Source organism: Acinetobacter sp. WA-87 (assembly GCF_039938935.1).
In the GTDB taxonomy this organism is placed as follows: Bacteria; Pseudomonadota; Gammaproteobacteria; order Pseudomonadales; family Moraxellaceae; genus Acinetobacter; species Acinetobacter seifertii.
This window is the reverse complement of record NZ_JBDUVF010000005.1, coordinates 241,964-254,464: the sequence shown is the minus strand read 5'-3', so window position 1 is coordinate 254,464 and position 12,501 is coordinate 241,964. Positions and strand designations below refer to the sequence as shown.

The following is a 12,501-nucleotide window of genomic DNA, read 5'->3' as shown; positions in this document are numbered from 1 at the left end:
AGAGAGAAAACTCCATAGGTAATTAATGAATCACAACGCCCTCAATGGCATCATCACTCACCTTATACTCGATTAAAACCGAGCAATTTTTTGCAAATCTTTTTAGAAAAATTAACTATACAATTAACTTTTCTAAAATGACTTTGACCATAAAAATTAAGCACTGATCTAAGATCGTGCCACTTAATTTAATTTCACTAGTATACGCTTTTTTCACCTATAACTTTGTGGCAAATCGTATCATGTTCTTAACGAACGATTGATTTTTTTGACACATACCATCTATAAATTGGCGAAATACATATCCAATTTTATCTATTAATATATGGTGCTTTATATAAAAACCCCTATTTTACCGACTAAAGTATAAGGTGCGTATTATAAAGTTAAAAAAAAACGCACATCAAGGATGTGCGTTTCCTATTTGCGCAGAATTAACCCGCTTGATCTAACAACATGTTACGGATATGACCGATTGCTTTTGTTGGATTCAAACCTTTAGGACATACTGACACACAGTTCATAATACCTTTACAGCGGAATAAGCTGAATGGATCGTCAAGACGAGCCAAACGATCTGCTGTTGCAGTATCACGAGAGTCGATAATAAAACGGTATGCATTCAACAATGCTGAAGGACCCAAGAATTTATCAGGGTTCCACCAGAATGATGGGCATGAAGTTGAACAACATGCACAAAGAATACATTCATACAAACCATTCAAGTGTTCACGCTCTTCAGGAGACTGTAAACGCTCTTTAGGTGGAGCTGGTTGGTTATTGATCAAGAATGGCTGAATTTTGTCATATTGATCATAGAATTGGTTCATATCAACAACCAAATCTTTAATAACCGGCAAACCTGGCAATGGACGAATTACAATTTTCTCAGGTAGGTCGTTTAAATTCCATAAACAAGCCAAACCATTTTTACCATTGATGTTCACACCATCCGAACCACAAATACCTTCACGGCATGAACGACGGAATGTTAACGTTTCGTCTTGAACTTTCAAAGCAAGCAATGCATCAAGCAACATACGGTGCTTATCAGTCAATTCAAGTTTGAAAGTTTGCATGTACGGCGCTTTATCCTTATCAGGATCATAGCGGTAGATTTCGAATGTACGAGTACCTCTACTCATCTTTATACTCCCGATTAGAATGTACGTGGTGCTGGTGGAATTGCATCAACAGTTAACGGCTTGAAGCGCACTGGCTTATATTCCAAACGGTTATCTGATGAATACCATAAAGTATGTTTCATCCACTCATCATCACGGCGACCGTATGAATAAGTTGGGTGATCAGCTGGTAATTCATAATCAACTACCGTATGCGCACCACGACATTCTTTACGCGCAGCAGCTGAAATTAATGTAGCTTTTGCAACTTCATATAAGTTTTCAACTTCAAGCGCTTCAACACGCGCAGTGTTAAATACTTTAGATTTATCTTTCAAGTGAATGTTACGTACACGTGGTTCAAGAGCAAGAATCTCTTTAACACCTTTATCAAGTAAAGCTTGAGTACGGAATACACCCGCGTGATCTTGAACGATATCACGAATTGCATCAGCAACTTCTTGAGCATTTTCACCAGTAGTTGAGTCATCCAACTTACGCACGCGCTCTAAAGTTTGCTCTAATACGTTTGTTGGAAGCGGTGCATATTCATCACCATGGTGCTTAGTTACGTAGTCGATAATGTGCTCACCAGCAGCTTTACCAAATACAACCAAGTCAAGAAGTGAGTTAGTACCTAAACGGTTTGCACCATGTACTGATACGCAAGAACATTCACCAATTGCATAGAAACCTTTTACAGGTTTAGTGTAGTTGTCTGTACCAGGTTCTGGTAAGCACACTTGACCATGCATATTCGTAGGAATACCACCCATTTGGTAATGGATTGTTGGTACTACTGGAATTGGTTCTTTAGTAATGTCTACGTTTGCGAATTTTTTACCAATCTCAAATACAGATGGTAAACGCTTCATGATTGTGTCAGCACCTAAGTGAGTCATATCAAGCAAGATATAATCACCTTTTGGACCACAACCACGACCTTCTTTAATTTCTTGGTCCATAGAGCGTGATACGAAGTCACGTGGAGCCAAGTCTTTTAAAGTCGGTGCATAACGTTCCATGAACGGTTCGCCGTCTTTGTTACGAAGGATTGCACCTTCACCACGACAACCTTCAGTTAACAATACGCCTGCGCCCGCAACACCTGTAGGGTGGAACTGCCAGAATTCCATATCTTGTAATGGAATACCAGCACGAGCAGCCATACCAAGACCGTCACCAGTGTTGATATATGCGTTTGTTGATGCACGGTAAACACGACCAGCACCACCAGTTGCAAACAATGTTGCTTTTGCTTGGAATACTGCAATGTTGCCAGTTTCTTGGTCAATTGCAGTTACACCGAGTACATCACCTGCTTCGTTACGGATCAAATCAAGAGCGATCCATTCAACGAAGAATTGAGTACCCATTTTCACGTTGCTTTGATAAAGCGTGTGTAATAATGCGTGACCAGTACGGTCAGCAGCAGCACAAGCACGTGGAACTGGTTTATCACCATAGTTCGCAGAGTGACCACCGAACGGACGTTGGTAAATTGTACCATCGGCGTTACGGTCAAACGGCATACCCATGTGTTCTAGTTCATATACAACTTTTGGTGCTTCACGACACATAAACTCAATTGCGTCTTGGTCACCTAACCAGTCAGAACCTTTTACTGTGTCGTAAAAGTGGAAATGCCAGTTATCTTCTTGCATGTTACCTAACGACGCACCGATACCGCCTTGAGCAGCAACTGTATGTGAACGTGTTGGGAAAACTTTAGTAAGTACTGCAACTTTCAAACCTGCTTGAGCAAGTTGGTAAGATGCACGCATACCAGAACCACCACCACCAACGATAACAGCATCGAAAGTGAGGTTTTGAATATTTGAATAATCTTCTTTAGGGGTTATCGCGCCCATGATATCTTCCTATCAATTCGCCCAGAAAATCTGGATACCCCAGATTGCGTACACAAACACTGCAATAATGACAGCCGTAGTCAGTACAAGGCGTAAACCTTTCGCTGAAGGACCCATTTGACGAGTAGTGACGTAGTCAGTGAAAACCTGCCACATACCAATCCATGCGTGTGCGATAAGCGACAAAATTGCCAATAAAGAAAAAATCTTCATTGGTAATGTCATCATGAAGCCAGCCCATTGTTGATAGTCAAATCCGCCTTTGCAGAGAATCCAACCCAAAAGAACAACAGTATAAGCTGCCAATACTACAGCACTTACACGCTGGATAAACCAATCACGAGAACCTGAACCTGTTAAACCTGTAGCACTTTTCATTAGAACATAATCCATACAAAGGCTGCGATAATGGCTACCACAGATAAGATCAATGAAATTGTCGCTGCAATACGACCGCTTTGCAGTTCTTCAGCAAAACCTAGATCTGCAAGCAAATGCTTAACCCCAGCAATAAAGTGGAAAATTAAGCCGGCTACAAATACCCACACGACAAAACGTACAAGGATATTTCCGAAAACGACATTTTTAACGTAGTCAAATCCTTCTGGCGAAGATAATGATTTATCTAAAATCCATAATAGAACTGGTACTAATAAGAAAACGATGACACCTGATAAACGGTGTAAAATTGATGCAATAGCCACGGGTGAGCGTAAATTTACCGCTAACACCTGACCCATGGACAAATTGACAGGTCTGTTGCTTTTCACAGCGGGCATCCTGTAGGTAGAAACTCCGACCGGAGTTTGTTGAATTAATTCCAAGGAAAGCTGGCATTGTTAGGCAAGCACAGCTCATGCCTAACCTATAAACGACACTGAATTATAAAACGCGAAATATCAAAATACAAACAATCCACTTTGCCTTTTCCGCAAAAACTCATTAAATAAGAATCATTCACACAGCTAAACAGCAATCCTCCCTGTACAAAAGTTAAAATTAAACAAAACATGTGCTTGTTTAATCTCATCTTTTATAAAAAAAATCTTTTCTACTGCTTTATTTAAAATAAGTGCGTTTTAGACTAAAGATAAAGTTAATAATTCATCAAGTCTAATCAAAAGGATAAACCAAAATTGCGCTTACACCCTAATTTTAATAACTTTATTTAAAAATAATTAACACCCTTTTTATATTAAAAGCAATAAAGAGCCACTTGACTCTTAACAATGAGTACTATTTTTACAAAAAATGAGTTTTAATTTTTACAACATGATCAATAAGCTATTTTTTAAACAATTAAACTTAAAAAAAGTACAACTTTTGGAATTATCAAATGGTGATAATTAGGTTATTTTTGAATCACAATTTAAAATTACAGACTGAGTTTTATGATTTTTTTAAGCAAATTGGCATTTTATAACCAGTTCTGAGTCTAATTTTTTATTTATAAATTTGCTTACAATTGTACTCACCCTTCATTTTTTTTCTGCACGTTCTTATTGAATTGACTTATGATACCATCCCGATGCAGTGATTTTACTGACTTTTTTGCTCGGGTCTTAATGACTAACTCTCTGTGGGAACGTCATTTTTTATCCATAAGTATAATTGACAAAATTTCAGTACTCACTAATCTTATAGCAAATTTTGACACCGTCTGATTCGCACATGAGAAAATTAGGATTTCGAGTCAGATAATCATTCACCAGGACAGGAGATCTATTGAATGTCTGAAGCAAATGGCAAAAAAGCCGTATTACATCTTGATGGCAAAGAAATTGGATTACCAATCTACAGTGGCACTTTAGGTCCAGATGTAATTGATGTGAGCAGCATACTGAAAGAAGGTCATTTTACTTTCGATCCTGGTTTTATGGCGACAGCCGCATGCGAATCTAAAATTACTTTCATTGATGGTGACAAAGGTATTTTATTACACCGTGGTTACCCGATTGACCAACTAGCAACTCAAGCAGACTATCTTGAAACTTGTTATTTATTATTAAATGGCGAGCTCCCAACTGCTGAACAAAAAGTTGAGTTTGATACGAAAGTTCGTGCTCACACTATGGTTCACGATCAAGTTAGCCGTTTCTTCAATGGTTTCCGTCGTGATGCTCACCCTATGGCAATCATGGTTGGTGTTGTTGGTGCATTATCTGCATTCTATCACAACAATCTTGACATCGAAGACATTAACCACCGTGAAATCACTGCAATTCGTTTAATTGCAAAAATTCCAACACTTGCTGCTTGGAGTTATAAATACACAGTAGGTCAACCATTCATCTATCCACGTAACGATTTAAGTTATGCGGAAAACTTCTTACACATGATGTTTGCTACTCCTGCTGACCGTGATTACAAAGTTAATCCTGTTCTTGCTCGTGCAATGGATCGTATTTTCACGCTTCATGCTGACCATGAACAAAACGCGTCTACCTCTACAGTTCGTCTTGCTGGTTCTACTGGTGCAAACCCGTATGCATGTATCTCTGCTGGTATCTCTGCTCTTTGGGGACCTGCTCACGGTGGTGCTAACGAAGCAGTTCTTAAGATGCTTGATGAAATCGGTAGCGTTGAAAACGTTGCAGAATTCATGGAAAAAGTTAAGCGCAAAGAAGTTAAACTTATGGGCTTCGGTCACCGCGTTTACAAAAACTTCGACCCACGTGCTAAAGTCATGAAACAAACTTGTGACGAAGTACTTGAAGCTTTAGGTATCAATGATCCTCAATTAGCACTTGCTATGGAACTTGAGCGCATTGCACTAAACGACCCGTACTTTGTTGAGCGTAAACTTTACCCTAACGTAGACTTCTACTCTGGTATCATCCTTAAAGCGATTGGTATTCCAACAGAAATGTTTACTGTAATCTTCGCTCTTGCACGTACAGTTGGTTGGATCAGCCACTGGTTAGAAATGCACAGCGGCCCTTACAAAATTGGTCGTCCACGTCAGCTTTACACTGGTGAAGTACAACGTGACATCAAGCGTTAATATTCGAAAGAACATTAATGTAAAAAAGCTGCCTCTTGGCAGCTTTTTTTATAAATAAGTTTTTTAAAAATTATTCTTCTTCAAACATATTTAACAAGTGATGACTAATACCATCAGCTCTTAACCAAGCCAATTCATAACTTGCTTTAGCCAAAGCCAAGACGCGTCTTTCAAATTCATCCCAAATTGTCTTAACTTGAGAATCTAAAATACCCAAACCACTTTCTGAGGCAAGATGTTTATTTTTCTCACAGATTTTTAAGGCATGATAAAGCTTACGACCTTTACTCGCCCCTTCCATCAAACGAACACGTTTACTTAGAATAAAACCCTCGACATGCTGGAGATTTGCATGAGGCAGCATAGGTACCAAGATTTGGTTCAATTGATCATCTAAGCGTTTCCAGACAGCCAAACGCTGCTCTGCTGTATAAGTATTCCATTGAATGACTTCATGGTTAAAACGGCGACAACCACGACATACCTGATCACCAAAAACTGTTGAACAACGCCCTGCACATGGGGTGAGAGAGAGCGTTCGATGATCATTACTCAAAACAAACTCCTTAAATAAACCATATACTTTTTATGGTTTTCTCGCTTATTACTCATTTTCGCGCTAAAATATGCGCCTTAAATTTCTATCTTAATACATTTGGAGTTTTCCATGAACGCTACTGTAGAACAGCTTGCACCTGTAGAACAGCAAGCGACCGCGGGTTGGGTTGTTGCAGCACTATATCAATTTAAAGAAGTTCAAGATCCTGCCGATCTTCAACAACGTCTTTTAGACTTAGTGAAAACAATCAACCTTTGTGGAACTCTAATTGTAGCAGGCGAAGGAATTAATGGTACCGTGGCTGGGGACCGTGAGGCAATTGATAAAATTCATCAATTTTTGTTAAACGAAGGTTTTAAAGCGATGGAATATAAAGAGTCCCATAGCTCCGATAAACCTTTCCGTAAAATGAAAATTAAACTTAAAAAAGAAATTGTAACTTTAGGCGTAGAAGTAAAACCTCGCGATTTAGTTGGTCACTATCTTGATCCTAAAGAATGGAATGATTTAATTGCACGTGATGATGTTATTCTAATCGATACACGTAATGATTATGAATATAAGGCTGGTACCTTTAAAGGTGCGATTGACCCTAAAACAGAAACATTCCGTGAGTTTCCAGAATACGTTAAAAAAGAGCTAGAACAACACAAAGACAAAAAAATTGCGATGTTCTGTACTGGCGGTATTCGTTGTGAGAAATCAACATCTTTACTTCTTCAAGAAGGATTTACAGAGGTTTATCACTTAAAAGGCGGTATTCTTAAATACTTAGAAGAAACTCCAGCAGATGAGAGCCTTTGGGAAGGTGAATGTTTCGTATTTGATGGACGTACTGCTGTAACTCATGGTGTTGAAGAAGGTGCAAACATTAAATGTCATGCTTGTGGCTGGCCTTTAACTCCGGAAGAGTCTGCGCTTCCAAGTTATGAACATGGTGTTTCATGCGTGTATTGCATCGACAAAACAACTGAAAAACAAAAAGCTGGCTTCCGTATGCGCCAATCACAAATAGCCGCAGCTAAACGCAAACGCTTATAATTAAAAAAAGGGCATCAAATGATGCCCTTTTTTTTAATTTACTTATAAAGCTCCATTAGCTTTTTAAACTCTGGGCTAGCACAATTCATTGAAGGCACTGTTGGAGACTTTCCAACAACACCCCTCAACTTCCCATCACCAGAAAAGTCTAATCCAATCTGACTATAAGTATTTATATCTGTGTAAGGCCCTGTATTAATTATAAGATCTACAATTTCTAGTTCACCTTCATCAAAAGTGAAGTCAAGGCCATCTTCTTGCTCTTTATCTAATAATGCTGATACTGTTTGATTCCCTTTAGTTAAACTTACTTTATTGCCTTGTTTAACTAAAATACATTTTTCATCAGAATCAGTAGCAACTAAATTACTTTCTGAAAAATCATCAATAACCTTCTCAGAGCATTTATTATATTGTTCCATATTTTCTGTTTTCGGAAGTGCTTGGCAAGCATCTTTATTAAATCCAAAAACTTTTGCTACACTATTATTTAGAAGCTCTATTTTCTCAGGTATTTGAGATAAATTTCCGTCTTTAATTAACATTAACAGTGCATCATAGTCTTTAATATTTCCATTATTCTTAATAGCTTCCAACAACTCTTGAATAACTTGAGGAATAGGGTTATTTGCTTTCATCTCAGCATTAAATAGATCTATATCATTATTAATACCATATCCCTTTTTAATAAGTTCAGCTACCAAAGCAGAATTTGCCGAATTTAACTTTTCTTTAGTTATACTTCCAGATTGATACCACGTTACAGGAACCTGGTTACTTGCATAAGCAACAACCATATCCGTAAGCGGGTTAATATTTACACTTCCCTCATGGTCGATATAACTATGATAAGTTTGCCCATTAGCTTTCACCTCTAAACGACAAGGAAATTTACTGGTGTCTATTTCCCCTTGCCATTGTCCTTGTGCATTAACAATTACATTATCTTTAAAACCAAACCCATCTTTACAAATTGCTGTTACATTTACCCCATTTAAAGCAGAAGTTGAAAATGCAGTACCAGAGATTACTTTATAAGCAACTTGATTTTGGGTTGATTCTGCAATTTTTTCTTCACTGACACTTTTGCTATTTTCATTACCACAGGCTACAAGTAATATTACTGAGAGTATGCCAGTAATTTTAAAAATTATTTTCATATTAAATCACGTTATTAAAGCATTAAAGATTTTCATATCACCAATAAAAATATTCATGGCGAAATAAATTAATTTTTTGATTAAGAAATTGATATCAAAAAATTTGCACGTGATTATATAGAAATAAAATTAATGTCAAAATATTATATTTAATTATGTATTAAAAATAATTAAAACATAAAAAACGCCCTAGAAAGGACGTTATTTATTATTTCTTCTAATAAATTAATTTGGAGTGTGATACATCAAATATAATTCATTCAAATTATCTGGAATTTCTTCTGCCAGTTCATCCATTAACTGTCCATTGCGACGGAAAGATTCCATCTGTGGATCTTCTTCATCAATTCCGCTAAAAACCATGATCGGTAAAGTTAAATCAACCAATTGTTCTTCATACTCAGGAGCAAACCATGCTTCTTCGTTTAAGAACATTGCGTCAACAAAACCAACACTCCAATCGCCTAGACTTGACTCAACATCAGCTTCCTCAACTTCAAATGGAAATTCAATTCCATTTTCATTTGCTAAATCTTGACGAATCGACTCTAACCAAAGTTTGATTTGCTGAATGATCTCTGCAGGAACCTTTTTATGGTTACTATCAAATAATTCATCTAACCAACGGTCAAATTGAGGACCTACTGCAATTGCACACAAAAAACCATGAGTTGCAGCAAAGTCTAGACCATACTCATTGTGGTCTCCATCTAGATATTCACTTAACTGGTCTAAATCTAATGCACTCATTGTGTTACCTGACTTTAAAAGAAATTGACGATAGCATAGCACTTAAGCCGACGATGCCCTATTTAGTTTTGATCAGTCTTCATCATCAAGATCATCATCGTCTAAATCATAATCGAAATCTTTTAACTCACGCTCTAAACGACGCTGTGCCAATAGATCATCAATTAATCTACGTTTTTCCAACGATTCTTTTGCACTGATTTTGCCTGATGACTCATCAAAACCGACATCATCATCATCGCCGTAGTTATCATCTAGTTCAAAATCTGTAGAAGACACTAAAACTACCTCATAATGAAAAAATGTGAATGGGTCTAGCCGCTATTTATCTTTCTTACTTTTCCTTGTCAAGTTTTATTTATATTTTTTTCATTTAATTGCTCATTTGTACTGTTTTTCACCCAAAAAATTGTGTATTTATAAAACACCATAATCTTTCGATAAGGGAAGATTTATACAAATTTTTCTATGATTTAAACTTGAAAAAAATGATTTTAGCCCAATATCCAAAAAATAGTCGTGAATTCAAAGATATTTTTTATTTAACGGTCATCGATCAAAGCCAAAACATTTCAAGCAAATTGTGCTATCATGCACGGTTTTTCACTGCCACAGATTCAACAAAGAGTAAGCAAAGATGAGCGATATGCATTCCCCTACTTCTCAAGTAGCGGCTCTGATTAGCCGAGGCAAAGAACAAGGTTACTTAACTTACGCTGAGGTTAACGATCATCTGCCGGACTCGATTACTGAAAGCGAACAGATTGAAGACATTATTCAGATGCTTCAAGACGTTGGTATTCCTGTACACGAGCGTGCACCTGAATCTGACGATACTATGTTCGGTGAGTCAACTGACACAGCAGATGAAGTTGCTGAAGAAGAAGCTGCTGCCGTACTTGCATCGGTTGAAAATGAGCCTGGACGTACGACAGACCCTGTACGTATGTACATGCGTGAAATGGGTACAGTAGAACTATTAACCCGTGAAGGTGAAATCAGCATTGCCAAACGTATTGAAGAAGGAATTCGTGATGTCCTGAATTCAATTGCTTACTGGCCAAATGCGGTTGAAGTTGTATTAAAAGAATATAATGATTTTTTAACTGGCGAACGTCGTCTTGCAGATATTTTATCTGGTTACCTCGATCCTGAAACTGATGAAGATATTCCTGAAGTTTTGGAAGACGTTGAGGAACTTGAGGAAGAAGACGAATCATCTTCAAAATCAACAAAAGAAGTTAAGCTTGATGATGACGATGAGGAAGAAGAATCTGAAGGTGATGATGACTCTGAAGGTGATTCAGGTCCTGACCCAGAAGTTGCAAAAGTTCGTTTTACTGAATTAGAAGCAGCATGGACTCAAACAAAAGCTATTATTGAAAAACATGGCCGTAATAGCCGTGAAGCAAATGAAGCACTTGAGTCTTTGGCAACCGTATTCATGATGTTTAAATTTACTCCACGTTTATTTGACATCATTTCAGAAATGATTCGTGGTACTCACGAACAAATCCGTGCTAATGAACGTGAAATTATGCGTTATGCAGTACGTCGTGGTCGTATGGATCGTACTCAATTCCGTACATCCTTCCCAAAACAAGAATCTAATCCGGCTTGGTTAGATGAACAAATTGCTAAAGCTCCTGCTGAAATTAAGGCGCATTTAGAAAAAGTTCGTCCAGATGTTCTAGCATTCCAGCAAAAGATTGCAGATATTGAGAAAGAACTTAATTTAAGCGTTGCTGAAATTAAAGATATTTCTAAACGTATGGCGATTGGTGAAGCCAAAGCTCGTCGTGCTAAAAAAGAAATGGTAGAAGCTAACCTTCGTTTGGTAATTTCGATTGCGAAGAAATACACCAACCGTGGTTTACAGTTCCTTGACTTGATTCAAGAAGGGAACATTGGCTTGATGAAAGCTGTAGACAAATTTGAATACCGTCGCGGTTATAAATTCTCGACTTACGCAACTTGGTGGATTCGTCAGGCGATTACCCGTTCTATCGCAGACCAAGCACGTACAATTCGTATTCCTGTACATATGATTGAAACGATTAACAAGATTAACCGTGTTTCTCGTCAGTTATTGCAGGAAATGGGCCGTGAACCTACTCCAGAAGAGTTAGGTGAACGTTTGGAAATGGATGAAGTTAAAGTTCGTAAGGTTCTTAAAATTGCTAAAGAACCTATTTCAATGGAAACTCCAATTGGTGATGATGAAGATTCGCATCTTGGGGACTTTATTGAAGACCAGAACATCACTTCTCCAATTGATGCTGCGACTTCAGAAGGCTTAAAAGAAGCAACTCGTGAAGTTCTAGAAAACTTAACTGAACGTGAAGCTAAAGTATTGAAAATGCGTTTTGGTATCGATATGCCAACTGACCATACTTTAGAAGAAGTTGGTAAACAGTTTGATGTAACGCGTGAACGTATTCGTCAAATCGAGGCGAAAGCATTACGTAAATTACGTCACCCTTCTCGTTCTGAACACTTGCGTTCTTTCTTAGAGAATGACTAAGTTCTGAAATCTTGAAATTTCGGCACTAGTCCCCATTTAATAGAAAGAGCTACAAACGCCTGCGATGATGCAGGCGTTTCACATGATGAGGTTACTTATGTTAGACCGCACTCCATCTCGCGAACTCCGTGAAGACCTTTGGGTATTTCCAATGGACTATCCAATTAAACTGATTGGCGATGCGGGTGAAGAATTACGTATAGCTGTAGTTGATATTCTAGTGAAACATTTTCCTGACTTTGACCAATCAACGTTAAAAGTACAAGAATCTCGTACAGGCAAATACCATTCATTAACCGCACAATTACGTTTTGATGAATTGGAACAAGTTCATGCTTTGTATGCAGACTTGGCTGCTTGCCCGCAGATCAGAACTGCACTTTAATTTTAAGATGCCATGACAAATTTCGTGTCATGGCATTTTTATTTCTATCAAGCTTATTATAAATAATTACAAATATTTAGAAT

General features: G+C 37.7%; 12 protein-coding genes and 1 pseudogene. 4 read left to right on the top strand and 9 right to left on the bottom strand.

Annotated features, from left to right (window positions below; genetic code table 11):
- Positions 1–22: 22 nt before the first annotated feature.
- From ABFY81_RS15445 to sdhC, 5 genes and pseudogenes are all read right to left on the bottom strand, one after another.
- Positions 23–151: pseudogene (locus tag ABFY81_RS15445) on the bottom strand (hypothetical protein).
- Positions 152–434: 283 nt separating this feature from the next.
- Positions 435–1,145, bottom strand: coding sequence for a succinate dehydrogenase iron-sulfur subunit (locus tag ABFY81_RS15440; RefSeq protein WP_004705893.1), 711 nt, complete (start codon positions 1,143–1,145; stop codon positions 435–437).
- Positions 1,146–1,159: 14 nt separating this feature from the next.
- Positions 1,160–2,995, bottom strand: a complete 1,836-nt coding sequence (sdhA, locus tag ABFY81_RS15435) for a succinate dehydrogenase flavoprotein subunit (protein WP_039250058.1) — start codon at positions 2,993–2,995, stop codon at positions 1,160–1,162.
- 12 nt (positions 2,996–3,007) lie between these two features.
- A complete protein-coding gene (gene sdhD, locus ABFY81_RS15430) occupies positions 3,008–3,373 on the bottom strand; it encodes a succinate dehydrogenase, hydrophobic membrane anchor protein (protein ID WP_003655454.1) in 366 nt (121 codons plus the stop codon).
- Entirely contained in the window at positions 3,373–3,774 is a 402-nt protein-coding gene (gene sdhC / locus ABFY81_RS15425; protein WP_001984863.1) for a succinate dehydrogenase, cytochrome b556 subunit, read from the bottom strand. The genes sdhD and sdhC overlap by 1 nt, the downstream gene beginning before the upstream one ends.
- A gap of 950 nt (positions 3,775–4,724) precedes the next feature.
- Here sdhC and gltA point away from each other — a divergent pair.
- The gene (gene gltA / locus ABFY81_RS15420; RefSeq protein WP_004705890.1) at positions 4,725–5,999 is read left to right on the top strand and encodes a citrate synthase; all 1,275 of its coding nucleotides are present in this window, start codon (positions 4,725–4,727) and stop codon (positions 5,997–5,999) included.
- Between the two features lie 70 nt (positions 6,000–6,069).
- Here the strand turns inward: gltA and ABFY81_RS15415 are convergent, their stop codons facing one another.
- The gene (locus tag ABFY81_RS15415) at positions 6,070–6,555 is read right to left on the bottom strand and encodes a DUF1289 domain-containing protein (protein ID WP_004705889.1); all 486 of its coding nucleotides are present in this window, start codon (positions 6,553–6,555) and stop codon (positions 6,070–6,072) included.
- 111 nt (positions 6,556–6,666) lie between these two features.
- On the opposite strand from ABFY81_RS15415, the gene ABFY81_RS15410 reads away from it, so the two are divergent.
- Positions 6,667–7,599 (top strand): rhodanese-related sulfurtransferase, encoded by a 933-nt coding sequence (locus ABFY81_RS15410; protein WP_004705888.1) that lies wholly within the window; start codon positions 6,667–6,669, stop codon positions 7,597–7,599.
- Between the two features lie 38 nt (positions 7,600–7,637).
- Here ABFY81_RS15410 and ABFY81_RS15405 read toward each other — a convergent pair whose 3' ends face one another.
- The 3 genes from ABFY81_RS15405 to ABFY81_RS15395 form a co-directional block, all read right to left on the bottom strand.
- Positions 7,638–8,759 carry a hypothetical protein gene (locus ABFY81_RS15405; RefSeq protein ID WP_347914106.1) on the bottom strand — a complete coding sequence of 374 codons (1,122 nt, stop codon included), beginning with the start codon at positions 8,757–8,759 and terminating at the stop codon, positions 7,638–7,640.
- Between the two features lie 225 nt (positions 8,760–8,984).
- Positions 8,985–9,509, bottom strand: a complete 525-nt coding sequence (locus tag ABFY81_RS15400; RefSeq protein WP_019457182.1) for a YecA family protein — start codon at positions 9,507–9,509, stop codon at positions 8,985–8,987.
- Positions 9,510–9,581: 72 nt separating this feature from the next.
- Positions 9,582–9,788, bottom strand: a complete 207-nt coding sequence (locus ABFY81_RS15395) for a hypothetical protein (RefSeq protein WP_000099358.1) — start codon at positions 9,786–9,788, stop codon at positions 9,582–9,584.
- Positions 9,789–10,146: 358 nt separating this feature from the next.
- Here ABFY81_RS15395 and rpoD point away from each other — a divergent pair, with 358 nt between their 5' ends.
- Both rpoD and ABFY81_RS15385 read left to right on the top strand, forming a co-directional pair.
- Positions 10,147–12,033, top strand: a complete 1,887-nt coding sequence (gene rpoD, locus ABFY81_RS15390; protein ID WP_004705884.1) for an RNA polymerase sigma factor RpoD — start codon at positions 10,147–10,149, stop codon at positions 12,031–12,033.
- 97 nt (positions 12,034–12,130) lie between these two features.
- Complete coding sequence (locus ABFY81_RS15385) at positions 12,131–12,418, top strand: DUF493 domain-containing protein (protein WP_002051390.1); 288 nt, start codon at positions 12,131–12,133, stop codon at positions 12,416–12,418.
- The last annotated feature ends 83 nt before the right edge of the window (positions 12,419–12,501 follow it).

What these genes read in the sequence shown, in the direction of transcription:
- ABFY81_RS15410 (WP_004705888.1), top strand. Translation starts at nt 6,667, where the DNA reads ATGAACGCTACTGTAGAACAGCTTGCACCTGTAGAACAGCAAGCGACC.
- ABFY81_RS15400 (WP_019457182.1), bottom strand. Translation starts at nt 9,509, where the DNA reads ATGAGTGCATTAGATTTAGACCAGTTAAGTGAATATCTAGATGGAGAC.
- ABFY81_RS15405 (WP_347914106.1), bottom strand. Translation starts at nt 8,759, where the DNA reads ATGAAAATAATTTTTAAAATTACTGGCATACTCTCAGTAATATTACTT.
- sdhC (WP_001984863.1), bottom strand. Translation starts at nt 3,774, where the DNA reads ATGCCCGCTGTGAAAAGCAACAGACCTGTCAATTTGTCCATGGGTCAG.
- rpoD (WP_004705884.1), top strand. Translation starts at nt 10,147, where the DNA reads ATGAGCGATATGCATTCCCCTACTTCTCAAGTAGCGGCTCTGATTAGC.
- sdhA (WP_039250058.1), bottom strand. Translation starts at nt 2,995, where the DNA reads ATGGGCGCGATAACCCCTAAAGAAGATTATTCAAATATTCAAAACCTC.
- gltA (WP_004705890.1), top strand. Translation starts at nt 4,725, where the DNA reads ATGTCTGAAGCAAATGGCAAAAAAGCCGTATTACATCTTGATGGCAAA.
- ABFY81_RS15440 (WP_004705893.1), bottom strand. Translation starts at nt 1,145, where the DNA reads ATGAGTAGAGGTACTCGTACATTCGAAATCTACCGCTATGATCCTGAT.
- ABFY81_RS15385 (WP_002051390.1), top strand. Translation starts at nt 12,131, where the DNA reads ATGTTAGACCGCACTCCATCTCGCGAACTCCGTGAAGACCTTTGGGTA.
- sdhD (WP_003655454.1), bottom strand. Translation starts at nt 3,373, where the DNA reads ATGAAAAGTGCTACAGGTTTAACAGGTTCAGGTTCTCGTGATTGGTTT.